Origin of the sequence: Streptomyces halobius (assembly GCF_023277745.1) — a bacterium.
Taxonomy (GTDB): Bacteria; Actinomycetota; Actinomycetes; order Streptomycetales; family Streptomycetaceae; genus Streptomyces; species Streptomyces halobius.
This window is the reverse complement of the sequence record NZ_CP086322.1, coordinates 6,918,305-6,934,734: the sequence shown is the minus strand read 5'-3', so window position 1 is coordinate 6,934,734 and position 16,430 is coordinate 6,918,305. Positions and strand designations below refer to the sequence as shown.

Below are 16,430 nucleotides of genomic sequence, written 5' to 3'. Positions count from 1 at the left end.
ACGTGTTCGGCAACTATCTGATCGGGCTGCGTGAAGGGCTGGAAGCCGGCCTCGTCGTGTGCATCCTCATCGCCTATCTGGTCAAGACCGGCCGGTGGGAGGCGCTGCGGCCGGTCTGGAGCGGTGTCGCGCTCGCCGTGGCGCTGTCGTTCGGATTCGGCGCGGCGCTCCAGTTCGGTTCGCGGACGCTGACGTTCACCGCGCAGGAGGCGCTCGGCGGCTTGCTGTCGATCATCGCGGTGGCCCTGGTGACCTGGATGGTCTTCTGGATGCGGCGCACCGCACGGCATCTGAAGCGGGAGCTGCACGGCAAGCTGGACGCGGCGCTGGCGATGGGCACCACGGCGCTGGTGGTGACCGCGTTTCTGTCGGTGGGCCGGGAGGGCCTGGAGACCGCGCTGTTCGTGTGGACCGCCGCGCAGTCCGCGAACGACGGCGTACGGCCGCTGGCCGGGGCGCTGCTGGGGCTGCTGACGTCCGTGGTGCTGGGCCGGCTGTTCTACCGGGGTGCGGTGCGGATCAACCTGGCGCGGTTCTTCACCTGGACCGGCGGCATGCTGGTGGTGGTCGCGGCGGGCGTGCTGGCGTACGGCTTCCATGACCTCCAGGAGGCGGATTTCCTGCCGGGGCTGGGCAGCAGGGCGTTCGACATCAGCGAGCAGATCCCGGCCGACAGCTGGTACGGGACCCTGCTGAAGGGCGTCTTCAACTTCCAGCCGGACCCGACCGTCCTTCAGGTCACGGTGTGGGCTCTGTATCTGATCCCGACGCTCGTGTTCTTCCTGGCCCCCGGTAGGGTTGCGCCGAATCGTGCCACCCCGGCGGCCACCCAGTCCGCCCCGGTCGCCCCGAAGGAGCCCGAGCCCCATGACACGCAGGTCGCCGTTCCGGGTGCCCGCAACACTGACGTCGGCAGCGGCGGCGCTGGTGATATTGAGCGGCTGCATGACGGTGCACGGCGAGAAGGAGATGCTGCCGGCGGTGTCCGAGGCTGACGGCGTCAAGGCGCTCAAGTACTTCGCGGAGCGCTACACCGAGGCCAACCGCAAGCTCGACCCGAAGCTCAACGCCTCCTACGAGGCGGGCGCGCTGCACGCGATCGACCAGGCGGGGCTGAAGGCGGCGCGTGGTGTCCGGCCGCAGGGCTACCCGAACTTCCGGCCGTTGAAGTTCCACGACGAGCACGTCGCGGTGCCCAAGCAAGCGGGCTGGCCGAAGTACTTCCTCGCGGACGCCCTCACCAACCGTACGGACGCCAAGGGCAACGCCATGCGGTGGTTCCTGGTGTTCAGCCGCGACAGCATCGAAGAGCAATGGCGCGCGGTGTATTTCGCCACGTTCCCCAACAACAGGGCGCCGGAGCTGAAGACGGAGGGCGGCTACGCCGAGGCGGTGCCCGCCGACAGCACGTCGGGCCTGAAGGTGGACCCGGGCAAACTGGGCAAGACATACGCGGACTACCTCAACACCGGCAAGGGTGACGAGTTCGCGCCCGGCAGGTACACCGATACATTGCGGGCGAACCGCGTCAAGCAGTCCCATCCGATCGGTGCCCGCCTCCAGTGGGAGGACCAGCCCGCGAGCTACCCGCCGGTCGCGCTGCGGACGAAGGACGGCGGTGCGCTGGTGTTCTTCTCCACCGTCTCCCATATGCAGAAGACGTGGTACAAGGGCGCGAAGATCTCCGTGACGAAGGAGCTCCAGGGCCTCGTCGAGGGGTCATGGAAGAACAGCAACCGGATGACCTTCACCTGGGTCTCGGGGCAGGCGGTGAAGGTCCCGGCCAAGGGGGCCGACGGCAAGATCCGGATCCTGAACCGGGTCGAGCGGATAACGTCGGCGAAGGCGCTGTAATCGCCGCACGAACAACGGGCAAGGGCCCCGGATCGGCGGCCCCTGTCGCGCAACCATCGATTGAGCATCCCCCACGGCGAGTTACCACCTCCGCGAGTGGGGGCACCTCCCCGCGTTGGCTGGGGGACGGCGCCGGTTCAGGCGCAAAAAGGGGACCAGGCCGCCGTCTCGTGGTCGGGGCGGCGGTCGATGTACTCCGCGCAGGCGTCGGTGAGGGTCTCCAGCAGCGTCAGCGGGTCGGGGAGCGGCAGTTCGGGGCCGCGCAGCCAGGTCACCGGGGGCTGTTCGCCGGGCAGGAACGAGGGTGGCAGGAGGACATAGCTGCCGCGGCAGTGCCAGCGGAGACCGGGGTGGTCGTCCAGGGTCTCGGGATGGCAGTCCAGTTCGCAGGGCCACCACTCGTCCTCGTCGTCCGGGGTGCCGCGGGTGGCGGTGAAGAACAGCATCCGGCCGTCGCCGAAGCCGGCGCCGCTGAGGGTGATGGGCCCGACCTCGATGCCCGCCGCGTCCAACCGGCCCAGGGCGCTGCGGCCCGCTTCGACGGGGACGTCCAGGACGTCGTGGGCGATACCGGTGGCGGTGATGAAGTTGGCCTGCGGGAGGGTGCGGACCCAGCGGGCGACCTTGTCGTGGTCGGTGGTGGCGACGGTCTGCCAGCCGAAGGAGACGGGGTGCCGGCCGGGGGTGGGACAGCCGATGCGCTCACAGGAACAGCCGTAGCCGGACGGGTGCGCCGCCGGTGCGATGGGGAAACCCGCGGCGGACGCGGCCAGCAGCAGGTCCGCACGGCCGGGCGCGACCGCTGATCCCGTGTCCGTATCGCCGCCGTCCGACCCGCTCTTCGGCCGGCGCAGCCACTGGGAGAACCTGCTCTTGCGTTCCATCTATCCCCTCACTTCGAGCGGTGGTGTGGGATCAATGCTGCCACCTTCGCGCCTCTCAGGTGACCGGTGTGGAGATCCGCGGTGAACGAAGGGCGGGCGAATAGGGGCAATTCAAGCCATGGTCGGCAGGTTGCCGGATGGTCTCAGACGGACTCGGAACCGGGGCGCAGCGCACGCATGACCAGGTCGACGAGGGTGTCGACGAAGTCGTAGGTCAGTTCGCCGGTACGCATCAGCCAGCGTTGTGAGAAGGGACTCAGCAGCATTTCGGCGGCCACCCGCAGATCGGCGTCGGCGGCCACCTCGCCGGACTCCTGGGCGGCGCGCAGCCGGTCGGCATAGACGCGGATGCCGGGTTCGATGAGCCGGGAGACGAAGGTACGGGACAGTTCTTCGTCGTTCGCGCCGGCCACCGCGAGGGCGCGGTAGGGGGCCTGGAACGCCGGGTCGTTGAATTCGTCGACGGTGGCGTGCAGTACGGACTTGAGGTCCGCCGTGAGATCGCCGGTGTCGGGCAGCCCCTGGGCGTAGTCCTCGTCCACGCCGGCGGTGAAGGCGTCCAGCAGGACGGCGGCCTTCGACGGCCACCAGCGGTAGATCGTCTGCTTGCCGACGCCGGCCCGGGAGGCGATGCCTTCGATCGTGAGCTTGTCGTAGCCGACCTCGCCGACGAGGGCGAGGGAGGCGTCGAGGATCGCGCGGCGCGAGCGTTCGCTGCGGCGGGAGGAGTCGGGGGCGGTCTTGTTGGCCATGGGGGGATTCTACCGAGAAAGAGGCGAGACGTATCGTCTTGACAAGACGGTGCGTCTCGCCTCATCCTGAACAGTGATCGAGACGTTCCGTCTCGCCCACTGCGCATCACGCGAAATCGGCCGGTCGATCGACGAAGGGATCAGACATGGGCAAGGGACATGCCGGCGGAATGCTGGGAGTCGGAGGCACCCGCAACAAGCTCTCCCGCGGAGCGCTGCGCGGCGGACGGAACGGCGGCGGCCGCCCCGATCCGCAGGCGCAGCGCCGTGAACTGCTGCGCAGGCTTCAAGAGAACAAACGGCGCAGGTGAACCGCCCACACGGAGGCGCGTCAGGAACGCGGCCAGTCGTCGCCCCACGACGCGTCGCGGGCCGCGCGGTACCCGTCGCCGTGCCGCTTGGTGACGGTGACCCGCCGCAGGCCCTCATCGGCCGTGCAGAGGTCCAACAGGGCCTGCCCCTTGCGGAGTTGGGGCCTGCGGACGATACGCGCCGCCGGCTCCCCCGCGGGGGCCTCGAAGGCGGTGGCCGCGACATAGCTGAACTTCTCGTCCTCGTACGGGAGGGAGCCGCCCTTGACCTGGCGGTGCAGCGAGGAGCGGCTGACCCGGGCGGCGAAGTGGCACCAGTCCGCCCCGGGGACGATCGGGCAGCCGTCGCCGTGCGGGCAGGGCGCGACGATCCGCAGTCCGGCGGCGATCAGCTGGTCGCGGGCCTCGCGGATACGGAGGTAGCCGTCGGGGGTGCCCGGCTCGATCAGGACCACGGCCTGCGCGGTGGCCGCCGCGGCGACCACCGCGCGCCGGGCCTCCGGCCGCAGCTCACCGAGGACGTAGGAGACCGTCACCAGATCCGTGCCGGGCGGGACGGCCAGTCCGTCGCCGATGACCCGCCGCCGCCAGTCGGTGTCCGGCAGCCTCCCGGCCGCCAGCTCACGGCCCAGGTCGAGCGCGGGCTGCGCCCAGTCCAGTACGGTGCTGCGCCGTCCCTGCCAGAGGTCCGCGGTGGCCCAGGTGGCGGCGCCGGTGCCGCCGCCGATGTCGACATGGGTGGCCGGCGACCAGTCCGGCACCCGTAGGGCGACGGCGGACAGCGCGGCCCGCGCCGCTTCGAAGGTCGCGGGCATCCGGTAGGCGGCGTACGCGGCGACATCCGCGCGGTCCCGGAGGACCGGCGCGTCGGTGGGGGTACGGCCCCGGTAGTTGGCGATCAGCCGGTCGACGGCCTGCGCGGCGTGCGTGGGCGGCAGGCCGTCGAGCAGGCCGGCCAGTGCGGCGCGCAGTTCGTCGTGCATTGGACGAATTCTACGGGTCCCGCACGGGTGCGCCGCCTGCCCGGCCGGAGCAGGCGACCGCACGGGCCAGCCGGGTCGCGGCCGCCGCGCGGGGGCCGCTGCCGCCGTTCCGGCGGACCGGGTGGACGGTGGTGGCGAGCAGGATCAGAAAGGTGTCGGTGGCGCGGTCCAGGACCAGGCTGGTGCCCGTGAAACCGCAGTGACCGGCCGCGCCCCGGCCCGCCAACTCGCCCATGAAATACCGCTGGTCGACGGCGAAGCCCAGGCCGGGCGGGTCCAGCAGGGCGCGCACGGCGTCCGGTCCGAGGATCCGTGCGGTGCCGTACGCGCCGCCGTTGAGCAGCGCCCGGCAGAGCACGGCCAGGTCCTGAGCGGTGGAGAAGAGGCCGGCGTGCCCGGCGACGCCGCCCAGCGCCCAGGCGTTCTCGTCGTGCACCTCCCCGCGCACCATGCCGCGCTCCGCCTTGGCCCAGGGCCGCCGCTGGTCCTCGGTCGCCGCCACCCCCAGCGGCGCCAGCGGGCCGTAGGAGGTGCTGGACATGCCCAGCGGGCCCGTGATGCCCTCCTGTACGAGGGTGTCCAGGCGGCGTCCGGTGACCTGCTCCAGCACCAGCTGGAGCGCGATGAGATTGAGGTCGGAGTAGCGGTAGGTGCCGTGCGGGCCCGACGGCGCGGCCGCCTCCTCCCAGAGCGGCGCCAGCTGCCCGGCCCGCCCCCGGCGGTCGTGGAACGGCAGCTCGGGGAGGAGCCCCGAGGTGTGGGTGAGCAGCTGGCGGACGGTGATACCGGGGGCGAAGCGGGGCAGATGGGCGCGGACCTCCTCGTCGAGGTCCAGGCCGCGCCGCTCGGCCTGCTGAATGGCCGCGATGGCGGTGAAGATCTTGCTGACCGAGGCGAGATCGAAGACCGTACCCACCCTCATCGGCTCCCAGCGCTCCCGGGGCAGCTCGATGCCGCGGTCCCGCTCGGGGTCGTAGCAGCGATAGCGCAGCGCCCAGCCCGCGGCGGCCTCGGCGGCGACGACCGGGCCGCGGCCGGCCAGGACGACGGCGCCCGCGCACCAGGCCGGCCGCCCCTCGGGCAGCTCCCGCACACCCCGCACCAGCCGCTCCAGCCACGCGGGGTCGAGTCCCGCCTGAGCGGGCGTGCCGTGTCCGAGCCGCGGTGTGTTCAGAGCCTGGTCCCCTCGCCGGACGTACGCTCGGTGGTCTCCCCACTACGCTGCCATGGCCGGCACATCCCCAGGAAGCTCAACAGCGCCAAAACGGCGCAGGAAAGCTGCACGACGGCCATCGGCACGGCGGTCCGCTCCCCCGCGATGCCCACCAGCGGGGAGGCCACCGAGCCGAGAAGGAACGTCGAGGTGCCCAGCAGGGCGGAGGCGGAGCCGGCCGCGTGCCGGGTGCGCATCAGGGCGCGGGCGTTGGCGCTCGGCAGGACCAGGCCCATGGGGGCCATCAGGAGGAAGAGACCGGCGGCCATCGGCGCCAGGCCGACCCTGCCGAACACTCCGGACGCCATCAGCAGCAGACCGGTCGCGGCGGCCGTGATCAGCGCCAGCCCGATGCCCAGCACGATGTCCATGCCGACCCGGCCGACCAGCACCTTTCCGTTGAGCTGGCCGACCAGCACCAGACCGACGGAGTTGACGCCGAACAGCAGGCTGAAGGTCTGCGGGGAGGCGCCGTAGATCTCCTGGACGACGAACGGCGAAGCGGCGATATAGGCGAAGAGCGCAGCGAACGCGAAGGCGCCGACGAGGAGATAGCCGGAGAAGTGACGGTCGGCGAGGAGATCGCGCATGGTGCGCAGCGTCTGCCCGAGACCGCCGGAGTGCCGGCGTGCGGGCGGCAGCGTCTCGTGCAGCGTGCGCCAGACCAGAAGGGTGAGCAGCACGCCGACGACGGTCAGGACGACGAAGACACCGCGCCAGTCGGTGAGGCGCAGGATCTGGCCGCCGATCAGCGGGGCGACGACCGGCGCCACCCCGGAGATCAGCATCAGGGTGGAGAAGAACCGGGCCATCGCCACACCGTCGTAGAGATCGCGCACCACCGCCCGCGCGATCACGATGCCGGCCGCGCCCGCCAGGCCCTGCAACAGGCGGAAGGCGATGAGGAGTTCGGCGCTGGTGGCGACCGCGCACAGCGCGGTGGCCAGGATGTAGATCACCATGCCGGCGAGCAGCGGACGGCGGCGCCCCCACTTGTCGCTCATCGGGCCGACGATCATCTGCCCCAGGGCCATGCCCGCGAGGCAGGTGGTGAGGGTCAGCTGCACGGTGGCGGCCGGGCTGTGCAGAACGGCGGTGACCTGCGGCAGGGCCGGGAGGTACATATCCATGGAGAGCGGCGGGACCGCCGTGAGGCCGCCGAGGACGAGGGTGACGAGCAGGCTGGTGCGGCGGGACGCGACCGGTGCCGCCGGTGCGTCCCGCCCGGGTATGGCGGGCAGGTCCTTGCTCTCGGCCGTACCGTGGCCGGGGTCCGTCATGAGTGTCTCCATGGTCATCGAGCGATGCACCATGGTGGCATGCACGGGACGGGTCCCGGCCCGCTTCGGCCTGGTTCGTCGGACCTACGACCAAAGGCCCGAGACCCGTCGTTCAGGCGGACTTCAGCCCCGGGTCGCCCGCCTCCGAGACGAAGGACGCGGCCGTGCCGACCGGCGCCCCTGGAGTGGTGACGGCGGTCACGGTGCGGTAGTCGGCGCGGGCGGTGTGCTGGTCGAGCGTGACCGTCAGATAGCCGCGCCGGCCGTTGTAGAACTTCAGGTGCGGGTTGGCCGCCAGGTACGTGTCCCAGTTGGCGGGCCTGTCCGCGCCGTCCTCGCCGCTGGAGATCGAGGTGGTGACGAACTCCACACCCGCGGTGGGCGATTCCGGGTCGCCGAAGTCCCGCTTGATGTCGAAGGCGTAGTGGACGTGCACATCGCCGGTGAGCACGACGAGGTTGTCCGCCCCGGCCGCTGCGGCGCCCGTCAGCAGCCGCTCGCGGGAGGCCGGATAGCCGTCCCAGGCGTCCATGCTGACCTTGTAGTCGGCGCCGGTGGCATTGCGCCGCTCGGAGAAGGTGACCTGCTGCGGCAGCACGTTCCAGCGCGCCGAGGACGCACGCCAGCCGTCGATCAGCCAGCGCTCTTGCGCCGCGCCGGTCAGGGTGCGCGCGGGGTCCTGCGAAGCGGGGCCCGGCGTCTGCCAGCCGTCGCCGTACGCCTGGTCGGAGCGGTACTGGCGGGTGTCGAGGATGTCGAACTGGGCGAGCTGTCCGTAGTGGACACGGCGGTAGAGCCGGGCGTCCGGGCCGTCGGGCCGCTGCGGGCGGCGCAGTGGCTGGTTCTCCCAGTACGCGCGGTAGGCGGCGGCCCGGCGGGCCAGGAATTCGGCGGGCGGGAGTCGGTTTTCGCTGATGTCGGCGGCGTAGTTGTTCTCCACCTCGTGGTCGTCCCAGGTGACGACGAAGGGGTGCGCGGCGTGTGCGGCCTGCAGGTCGGGGTCGGACTTGTAGAGGGCGTACCGCAGCCGGTAGTCGTCCAGGGTGACCGTCTCGCGGTTGAAGAGGTCCGGCAGGGTGCGGTCGGTGTAGTTGCGGGCGCCGCCCACCGCCGTCACCGGGTATTCGTAGAGATAGTCGCCGAGGTGGAAGACCACATCGAGGTCCTCCTGCGCGAGGTGCCGGTACGCCGTGAAGTAGCCGTCGTGGTACGCCTGGCAGGAAACGGCGCCGAGCTTCAGCCCGGAGATCTGTGCGCCGCGGGCGGGCGCGGTGCGGGTGCGCCCGACGGGGCTGATCCAGTCGCCGGCGCGGAAGCGGTAGTAGTAGACGCGGTCCGGGGCGAGGCCGGTGGGCTCTATGTGCACGGAGTGGTTGAACTCCGGGTGTGCGTCGGCCCGTCCATGGCCCGCGAGCCGGCTGAACTTCTCGTCGTAGGCCACCTCCCAGCGGACGGCGACCCTGGCGTCCGGCATCCCGTTGCCCGGCTCGTACGGGCGCGGGGCGAGGCGCGTCCACAGCACCACGGAGCCGGGCAGGGGGTCGCCGGAGGCCACACCGAGGGTGAAGGGGTTCTCGGTGATCTTCCGCGCGTCGGCCTCGGTCGCGTACGCGCCCGTGGCCGGCAGGTTGGTGGCGAAGGCGAGCGCGGCGGCGGCGCCGGTGACGGTCAGAAAGCGACGGCGGCCGAGATTCGCGGCGGCGCCCGCCGGTGCGGGTCGAGATGCGGGCGCGGGGAGCGCACCTGCGCCTGCCGTTGCGGGTCGGGTTGCGGACGCGAGGAGCGCACCTGCGGCCCGGATCTCGGGGCCGTGGTCTGCGTTCGCCTGCTCGTGGGCTGCGTGGTGTGTCATCTGCCCCTCCCCTGACGGTGGTTGACACCCGTGATTGGAGGGGCGGGGGACGGCGTGCCGCTGTCCCGTGTACGACGCATGCATGACAGGAGGATGAGGACTGGACCCGCAACGGACGCCCCCGGACAATCGGCGCATCCCGTGGCACGACCCCGACGGGCCGCCATGCCCGCTCCGCAGGATTCGGGCATGGCGGAACCGATGGTGCGGAACGGCCCATGGACCTTCGACGGCGACGCCGTACGGATCGTGCCGGGACGGGGGCCTCGCGGAGGACGAGTTCGCCGCGACGAAAGCGGCGGTGCTCCAGCGCTGCCACGGCGACTGAGCGGGCCGCCCCCGCATCTCCCCGTAGGCCCCTTACGCTGCCGCCATGGCACAGAACACTCAGCCCAGGAAGGTCGCCGTGGTCACCGGCGCCGGCTCCGGCATCGGACGGGCGGTCGCCCACGCCCTGCTCGACGCCGGCTGGCAGGTGGTCCTGGCCGGCCGCCGCGCGGAGGCCCTGGAGGAGACGTCCCGGCTGTACGGCCAGGCCGGCAGCACCACTCACGCCGACGCCGGTGAGCGCGGCAACAGCGTCACGATCCTGCCGGTACCGACCGACGTCACCCGCCCCGAAGACGTCGACGCCCTCTTCGCCGCCGTCCACGATCGCTTCGGACGGCTGGACCTGCTCTTCAACAACGCGGGCACCTTCGGCCGGCCCGCCCCCGTGGACGAGCTGTCGTACGACGACTGGCGCACGGTCGTCGACGTCAATCTGACCGGCTCCTTCCTCTGCGCACAGGCCGCCTTCCGCGCCATGAAGGCGCAGGACCCGCAGGGCGGCCGGATCATCAACAACGGCTCCGTCTCCGCCCAGGTCCCCCGCCCGCACTCGATCGCGTACACCGCCACCAAACACGCGACGACCGGCCTCACCAAGTCCCTCTCCCTGGACGGCCGGCCGTACCGCATCGCCTGCGGCCAGATCGACATCGGCAACGCGGCGACCGAGATGACCGGCCGGATGCAGACCGGCATCCTCCAGGCGAACGGCCGGATGGCCGTCGAGCCGGTGATGGACGCGGCGGATGCGGCCCGTACCGTCGTCCACATGGCGTCGCTGCCACTGGAGGCCAATGTGCAGTTCGCGACGGTGCTGGCGACGAACATGCCGTATATCGGCCGGGGCTGAGGCGGCGGGCCCGCGATGGGGAACAGGACGGGCGACCGGCTGGTTCCCCGGCCATGACAGCGAACGAGACCGCCCAGGACGCCCCGAGACCTCCGAGGCCGCCGAGACCGGCAAGGCCCCCGAGGTCCTGCGCTACACCGCCTTCTCGAACGACCCGAAGGGCGGCAACCCGGCCGGCGTCGTGCTGGACGCGGCCGACCTGGACGACGCCGCACAACCCGCCATCGCCGCCGAACTCGGCTACTCGGAGACGGCGTTCCTGACCGCGCTGGTCGCCGACCCGGCCACGCTCACCCTCCACCAGGGCCACGACCCGGGGCGTCCCGGCCCGTTGACGGTCGAGTTGACGGTCGAACTGCGCACGGGGTGTCCCCGGTCGCACGTGACGGGTACGGCGAGGTCATCGGCGAGAGCGATGCCTGCCGCCCACGATTCCTGACACACACGATGCCTGACGCACACGCAATGTCCGACGCATACGATGTCTGACGCATGAGGCATCACGGCGCTTCCGGGAACTTCCCGCCGTGAATCTCCTCAAGTTCCGCCGGTCATCACGCCCTTGACGGCGGTACCGGGTTCGGTCACTTCACCATCGGCTACTGCGCGACCCCTTACAGCAGGCCGCTTCCAGTGGGACCCTTTTCCTCACACACCGGTCCTCCGATTCACATCCGCACCGCTCGTCTGCCCGGACGGCACCACACACGCCGTCCGGCCCCCACTCGGCCCGCGCTCCATGCCGCGCGGGCCCTTGCAGAAGGAGTCATGCGTGAGCCGACCCCCTCGTGTCCCCCGCGCCGCCATGGGCGCCCTGATAGCCGTAGGAACGCTGCTCGCCTCGCTCCTCCAGACCGGAGCGGCGGGCGCCGCCGAGCCATCAGCGGCCGGCTCACAGTCCCGTCTCGTGTCGTTCTGGACGGCGGAACGGATGCGCTCGGCGCCCCCGTTGGACCTGCTGCCCTCCCCCGAGCTCTCAACTTCTCCCCCATCCCCGGGCGCGCTCAGTAAGGCCGTACGGCGCGGTGCCGAGCGACTGGTGAAGCCCACCCTCCCCAAGCTGCCGCAGACGCCGTCCACGATCCCCGAGGCCGGCGGGCCGTGGACCGGGGGCGGCGCGGTGGTCAAGACCGCGGGACGGGTGTTCTTCACCTACCAGGGCCGTCAGGCATCCTGCTCCGGCAACGCGGTGACCAGCGAAAACAAGAGCACGGTCATCACCGCCGGCCACTGCGTGAAGATGGACGGCGCCTGGCACAAGGACTGGGTGTTCGTGCCCGGCTACCACGACGGCCAGGCCCCGTACGGCAAGTGGGCGGCCACCACGACGCTCGCCACTCCGCAGTGGACGGCGAGCGAGGACATCAACTTCGACGTCGGTGCCGCGGTCGTGGGGCCGCTCGACGGCAAGAAGCTCACCGACGTCGTCGGCGGGCAGGGACTGGCCTTCAACACCGGCTACAGAAAAGAGATGTACGCCTTCGGTTACCCCGCCGCCGACCCGTACGACGGCAGCAAACTGATCTACTGCAGCGGCACCACGATCAAGGACCCGCTGCTCTCCGACGACCACGGCCTGAGCTGCAACATGACCGGTGGCTCCAGCGGCGGCCCGTGGTTCACCTCGTTCGACGAATCCACCGGTACCGGCCTGCAGTCCTCCGTGAACAGCTTCGGATACCAGTTCCTCCCCGACACCATGTTCGGCCCCTACTTCGGCGATGACGCCAAGGACCTCTACGACAAGGCACAGTCCGCCTAATGGGAGCTACGGGGCCGGGGAATGCTCGGTTCCGTAGCCGCCAGCAGGTGAGCACTATCGCCGCCGGAAGCAGTCGAGTTCTGGTGTCAGACCGTGCCCCTGCTGGTGGCCGGGAGGCCAGACCGCTGATGGGGTGGCGTGCCCGCCCCGCGGGGCGTGAGCACTGGGTCCATTAGGCCGCGCGCCGTGCCTTCCGCAGGCTACGACGCGCAACGAGAACACACTTGGGGAGGGTTTGTTGCTGCTGATCGGTGACGACTGGGCCGAAGACCACCACGACGTCGAGCTCCAGGACGAGGCCGGCCGCAAGCTGGCCACCGCGAACCTGCCCGAAGGAGTCGCCGGCATCGCCAGGCTCCACGAACTCATCGCCCGTCACGGCGGTGAGCTGGATCCTGGGGAGGTGGTCGTCGGGATCGAGACCGACCGGGGCTCGTGGGTCCAGGCCCTGGTTGCCTCCGGCTACCAGGTCTACGCGATCAATCCCCGGCAGGTGGCCCGGTTCAAGGAGCGGTACGCCTCCTCGGGGGCCAAGAGCGACAAGGGTGACGCGCACGCGCTCGCCGACATGGTCCGCATCGACCGCGACCAGCTGCGGCCGGTGGCCGGAGACAGCGGCCAGGCCCAGGCCGTCAAGGTCGTCGCCCGCGCCCACCAGACCCTGATCTGGGAACGAACCCGCACCTTCCAGCGGCTACGCAGCACGCTGCGCGAGTACTTTCCCGCCGCCCTGACCGCCTACGCCGACCTGACTCTGACCAGCTCCGACGCCATGGAACTGCTGATCAAGGCGCCCACGTCGGCCACGGCGGCGAAGCTGACCCGCACTCAGGTCACGGCCGTCCTGGCCCGGCATCGCCGACGCAACCGCGACGCGAAGGCGGCCACCATCCAGGCCGCGCTCCGCGAGCGACAGCTCGCCCTGCCCGGGCAGGTCACCGCAGCCTACGCGGCAGCCGTGACCGCTCACGCGCGGCTGATCATCGCGCTGAACGAGCAGATCACCGGGATGGAAGAGCAGGTGAAGGCGCATTTTCTCGCGCACCCGGACGCTGAGATCTACCTCTCGATGCCCGGCATCGGGGAGATCACCGGGGCCCGGGTGCTCGCCGAGTTCGGAGATGATCCCACCCGTTACGCCTCCGCGAAGGCACGCAAGAACTATGCCGGGACCAGCCCCGTCACCCGGGCCTCTGGCAAGAGCCGCACCGTCCAGGCCCGATACGTCCGCAACAACCGTCTCGCCGATGCCCTCCAGCGCCAGGCGTTCTGCGCCCTGCGGGCGTCCCCCGGCGCCCGCCGCTACTACGACAAACAACGCGCCCGTGACATCGACTACAACCCGGCCCTGCGACAGGTCGGCAACCGCCTCGTCGGCATCCTCCACGGCTGCCTCAAAACACGAACCCGCTACGACGAAGCGACCGCATGGTCGCACCACGCCCAACCCCATGCCGCTTGACCTTCAACGACATGGGGTGTCTGACACGACTCGGCAGGCCACCCACCCGCCCACGCGAGGGCGTCAGGGTGGCCTGCCTCGTGTCAGCAGCACGGCCGGACGGCCGTGCTCACACCTCCACGATCAGCTCCCGCAGCCCCGGATCGCAAATTCGGCCTCCGCTCGGGGCGTTGCTGCAGTAGTGGATGCCCGCGCTGAAGGAGATGTGCGGGTTGTCCGCACGGGTCAGGTCCAGCCGGTCAGATGCGCCCGCGTCAGCACCTCCCAGCAGGACCTCACCCGCCGGATCGACGCCTTCAACGCCGAAGGCATCCCGGACGCACTGGTCAACCTCCAGGCATCGGTCGGGTTTTTGATCGTCACTGCTACGGTTCGTGCCGGTTGGCCCGGTGCTCGTAGAGCATCGCCCCCTCCGCACTGCAGCGCCACTGGGACCGCCTGCTCCCCCTCCTCGACCGCACCCTGGCCAACAGCTGAGGCTCCGGCTCGGAAACCACACCTCAAGTACACGGCTCCGACCTGGAGTACACGGTTCCGGAGTCCTTAGCTCACACGCCAGCCGCAAAGCAGCGGCCGGAACCTGGTGATCGCGGTCATGCGCTCCCCGCCGCCGCAGCCTGTCCGAAGGTGATCCGCGAGGACCGGGCAGGGGCATCCGGGGCATCACCACCGCTTTCAGTTCACCGCATCCTGCATGCGCGTTCGTTGGCGGATCAGTCCGTGGACGCCGACAGCCGGCGTCCACGCCAGGAGGGGAAACGCCGCGACCCGTTCCATGCCTCCCGGTGCGGCGGACGCGTGTCCGGTCAACCTCCCGAGGCCAGCGCCCGGATCACCTGGCGCGCCTGATTGTCCAGCCCCCGTGCGTTGGGGTGGACGAGGGTGCAGGCTTCAGCGGTGCCGGGGATCTTGCGACACTTCTCCGATGGCTTGTCGGCCTGGTCTCCGTCACCGGTGAGGTCGTCCCGGATCCCGTACATCCACTTCGCGCCGCCGCTCTCGCATACCCCGTGCGCCGCGCTGGGGCCGTAGGTGTCGACATAGTCCGCGTCATGGTCGGTGGCGTGCTTTTCGAGCAGGGCGTTGACGTCCCGTTCGAACCTGTCGATCCAGGAGATATCGGCCTTCTTGATCGTGCCGAGCTGCTTCCAGTTCAGGAAGTCGCAGCCGGCGCTTTTCGCGGCGATGGCCGGGTAACCGACGACGGCGACCTTGGCGTTCGGCGCGCGGCCGCGGATCACGTCCATCATGTGACCGAGGTCGCGGTCGAGTTGATCGCGCCGCTTCTTCAGCCACTGCGCACCGTCACCGCTGGTGAAGTAGTCCTGGCAGGGCGCGGGCTGCGATGAACTACTCCCCTCCGCCACGCACTTGGCCAGGATCGACCCGAATCCGATGGAGTTGCCCCCGACACTCACGGTCACCACCCTGGTGCCGGAGGACAGCGCGTCCACCTGCGCGGGCCGTGCGGACCAGCCCCCTTTCGGCGGGGTCGTCGGCGGTCCGTAAACCTTGGACGCCGGCTGCCGCTGTAAGACGCCGTCGCCGACCTCGGCGCCCCCGCAGGTCACGTCCTTCAGTGCGTATCCGAGCCGTTCGGCGACCTGGTGAGGGTAGTTGCGGTAGGAGCGGCCGCAGCCGTCCTGCTCGTCCCAGCGGCGGACGAATACCCCGGCGCTGTAGGAGTCGCCGAGCGCGACGTATTCGGGACGGCCCGCGGGATCGGCCCGGGCGGGCGACGGAGGGGCGAGGGCGGCGCCCGCCATGGCAAGGGCGGCAGCCCCGGCCAGCGTCAGGCGAGCGGTGGTGGGCATTCGTGATCTGCTCATCTGCACGTCCTGGGTATCGCGCCGCGGCCTGCCCGACTGGCGCCTCACCCAACGTACCTACAGCGTGACTGACGTGGGATGCCACCGCCCCCCGTTCAGGTGGACGGGGCACAGACGACCGGCGCCCCCTCGGCTCGGCATGAGTCATGACCGCCGAGCAGTTCCGGGCCAGCAGCCGTACGGCCCGTCCACCACGGCCAGGGTGGGGTGGAGCCGCCGGGGATGATCGGCGCTTCCGCTCGAAGGTGTTGCGACCTGCGCATACGCCGCGCCGGGATCACCACGATGCACACCGCGTGCACGGTCACGCGTGACTGCTCAATACAACGGCACACGGGCGGGTTCCGTGAGTCATGTCCGTGGACGCGGTCTGCAGCGATCGCGGTCCCGGCGCTCCTCGTCGCCGGGACCCGGTACGCGTGCCCTGCCGCGATCGGTTCTTCCCGGGCGAGAGCATCGGCGCTGAACTCTCCCGCCTGCTGAACTCTCCTGCCTGGGGTGCCGTTGACGAGCGGCGAGCCAACCGACGGGTAGCTGAGCGTGACGCTCAGGCACCGGGCTCGGCGGTGTCGTCGCTGTCCGGTGAGGTGTCGGCCTCGCCGTGCGCGCTCCGCCTGCGCCGATTTCGGGCCTACGGCACGTTTCCCCGTACTCCGGTACCGGCGCCCCTTGCATCGGATGCCCATGGGCGACACTCATCCCGGAGATGGGCCCGAGACCCTGAGAAGGCGGCCCTACCAGGGGCGTTGCCCTCGGCAGCGCCCGGAATCACGGAGCGGTCGCGGTGGTGCCCATTCGGGTCCGTCACTCCATCGGGCGATGGAGCTGCGAAGAGCCCCGGACACCAGCACCGCGGTTCACCGGCACTGCGGTTGTGGAGAACTACCTTGTATCTTCAATCCATCGTCGGACGACACGACAGTGTCAGTGGTCGGCGACAGGGGGTGTGGCGGTGGGCCCGGTGGCGGCCGGCTTCGGCCTACCGGATGGAAGGGGCACAGGCGTTGGCATTCCTTCGCCGTCGACATAGATCACACCGTTGATCCGGACTGCATCGCCTGCCGCGTC

The 16,430-nt window shown here is 70.6% G+C and carries 13 protein-coding genes and 1 pseudogene; 7 read left to right on the top strand and 7 right to left on the bottom strand.

The features are described 5' to 3' along the window. The first annotated feature begins 2 nt into the window (after positions 1-2). Both efeU and K9S39_RS31520 read left to right on the top strand, forming a co-directional pair. Positions 3-995, top strand: coding sequence for an iron uptake transporter permease EfeU (gene efeU / locus K9S39_RS31525; RefSeq protein WP_248866731.1), 993 nt, complete (start codon positions 3-5; stop codon positions 993-995). Beyond that, positions 946-1,854, top strand: coding sequence for a hypothetical protein (locus tag K9S39_RS31520; protein WP_248866730.1), 909 nt, complete (start codon positions 946-948; stop codon positions 1,852-1,854). Before efeU ends, K9S39_RS31520 begins: the two co-directional genes overlap by 50 nt. Before the next feature lie 137 nt (positions 1,855-1,991). Here K9S39_RS31520 and K9S39_RS31515 read toward each other — a convergent pair whose 3' ends face one another. After that, positions 1,992-2,738, bottom strand: coding sequence for a bifunctional DNA primase/polymerase (locus tag K9S39_RS31515; RefSeq protein ID WP_248866729.1), 747 nt, complete (start codon positions 2,736-2,738; stop codon positions 1,992-1,994). A 143-nt stretch (positions 2,739-2,881) separates the two neighbouring features. Further along, positions 2,882-3,490: a TetR/AcrR family transcriptional regulator gene (locus tag K9S39_RS31510; RefSeq protein ID WP_248866728.1), complete on the bottom strand. Its 609-nt coding sequence runs from the start codon at positions 3,488-3,490 to the stop codon at positions 2,882-2,884. Positions 3,491-3,636: 146 nt separating this feature from the next. On the opposite strand from K9S39_RS31510, the gene K9S39_RS31505 reads away from it, so the two are divergent. Next, the gene (locus tag K9S39_RS31505) at positions 3,637-3,801 is read left to right on the top strand and encodes a DUF6243 family protein (RefSeq protein WP_248866727.1); all 165 of its coding nucleotides are present in this window, start codon (positions 3,637-3,639) and stop codon (positions 3,799-3,801) included. Between the two features lie 20 nt (positions 3,802-3,821). Here K9S39_RS31505 and K9S39_RS31500 read toward each other — a convergent pair whose 3' ends face one another. From K9S39_RS31500 to K9S39_RS31485, 4 genes are all read right to left on the bottom strand, one after another. Then, complete coding sequence (locus tag K9S39_RS31500; protein WP_248866726.1) at positions 3,822-4,784, bottom strand: small ribosomal subunit Rsm22 family protein; 963 nt, start codon at positions 4,782-4,784, stop codon at positions 3,822-3,824. Positions 4,785-4,794: 10 nt separating this feature from the next. Beyond that, on the bottom strand, positions 4,795-5,877 hold the full coding sequence (locus tag K9S39_RS31495) for a serine hydrolase domain-containing protein (RefSeq protein WP_406708176.1): 1,083 nt from the start codon (positions 5,875-5,877) through the stop codon (positions 4,795-4,797). 77 nt (positions 5,878-5,954) lie between these two features. Beyond that, positions 5,955-7,277 carry a multidrug effflux MFS transporter gene (locus K9S39_RS31490; protein ID WP_248866725.1) on the bottom strand — a complete coding sequence of 441 codons (1,323 nt, stop codon included), beginning with the start codon at positions 7,275-7,277 and terminating at the stop codon, positions 5,955-5,957. 112 nt (positions 7,278-7,389) lie between these two features. Then, positions 7,390-9,129: an alkaline phosphatase D family protein gene (locus K9S39_RS31485; protein ID WP_248866724.1), complete on the bottom strand. Its 1,740-nt coding sequence runs from the start codon at positions 9,127-9,129 to the stop codon at positions 7,390-7,392. A 373-nt stretch (positions 9,130-9,502) separates the two neighbouring features. Between K9S39_RS31485 and K9S39_RS31480 the strand changes: the two genes are divergently transcribed. The 4 genes and pseudogenes from K9S39_RS31480 to K9S39_RS31465 all read left to right on the top strand — a co-directional run bounded on the left by K9S39_RS31480 (position 9,503) and on the right by K9S39_RS31465 (position 13,533). Beyond that, positions 9,503-10,309 (top strand): SDR family oxidoreductase, encoded by an 807-nt coding sequence (locus tag K9S39_RS31480; RefSeq protein WP_248866723.1) that lies wholly within the window; start codon positions 9,503-9,505, stop codon positions 10,307-10,309. Positions 10,310-10,436: 127 nt separating this feature from the next. Then, a pseudogene (locus K9S39_RS31475) lies at positions 10,437-10,577 on the top strand (PhzF family phenazine biosynthesis protein); the annotation flags it as partial. Between the two features lie 471 nt (positions 10,578-11,048). Further along, positions 11,049-12,071, top strand: coding sequence for a trypsin-like serine peptidase (locus K9S39_RS31470; RefSeq protein WP_406708045.1), 1,023 nt, complete (start codon positions 11,049-11,051; stop codon positions 12,069-12,071). A gap of 238 nt (positions 12,072-12,309) precedes the next feature. Further along, positions 12,310-13,533, top strand: coding sequence for an IS110 family RNA-guided transposase (locus K9S39_RS31465; RefSeq protein ID WP_248861321.1), 1,224 nt, complete (start codon positions 12,310-12,312; stop codon positions 13,531-13,533). A gap of 806 nt (positions 13,534-14,339) precedes the next feature. Here the strand turns inward: K9S39_RS31465 and K9S39_RS31455 are convergent. Continuing rightward, on the bottom strand, positions 14,340-15,362 hold the full coding sequence (locus K9S39_RS31455; RefSeq protein ID WP_248866722.1) for an SGNH/GDSL hydrolase family protein: 1,023 nt from the start codon (positions 15,360-15,362) through the stop codon (positions 14,340-14,342). Positions 15,363-16,430: the final 1,068 nt, after the last annotated feature.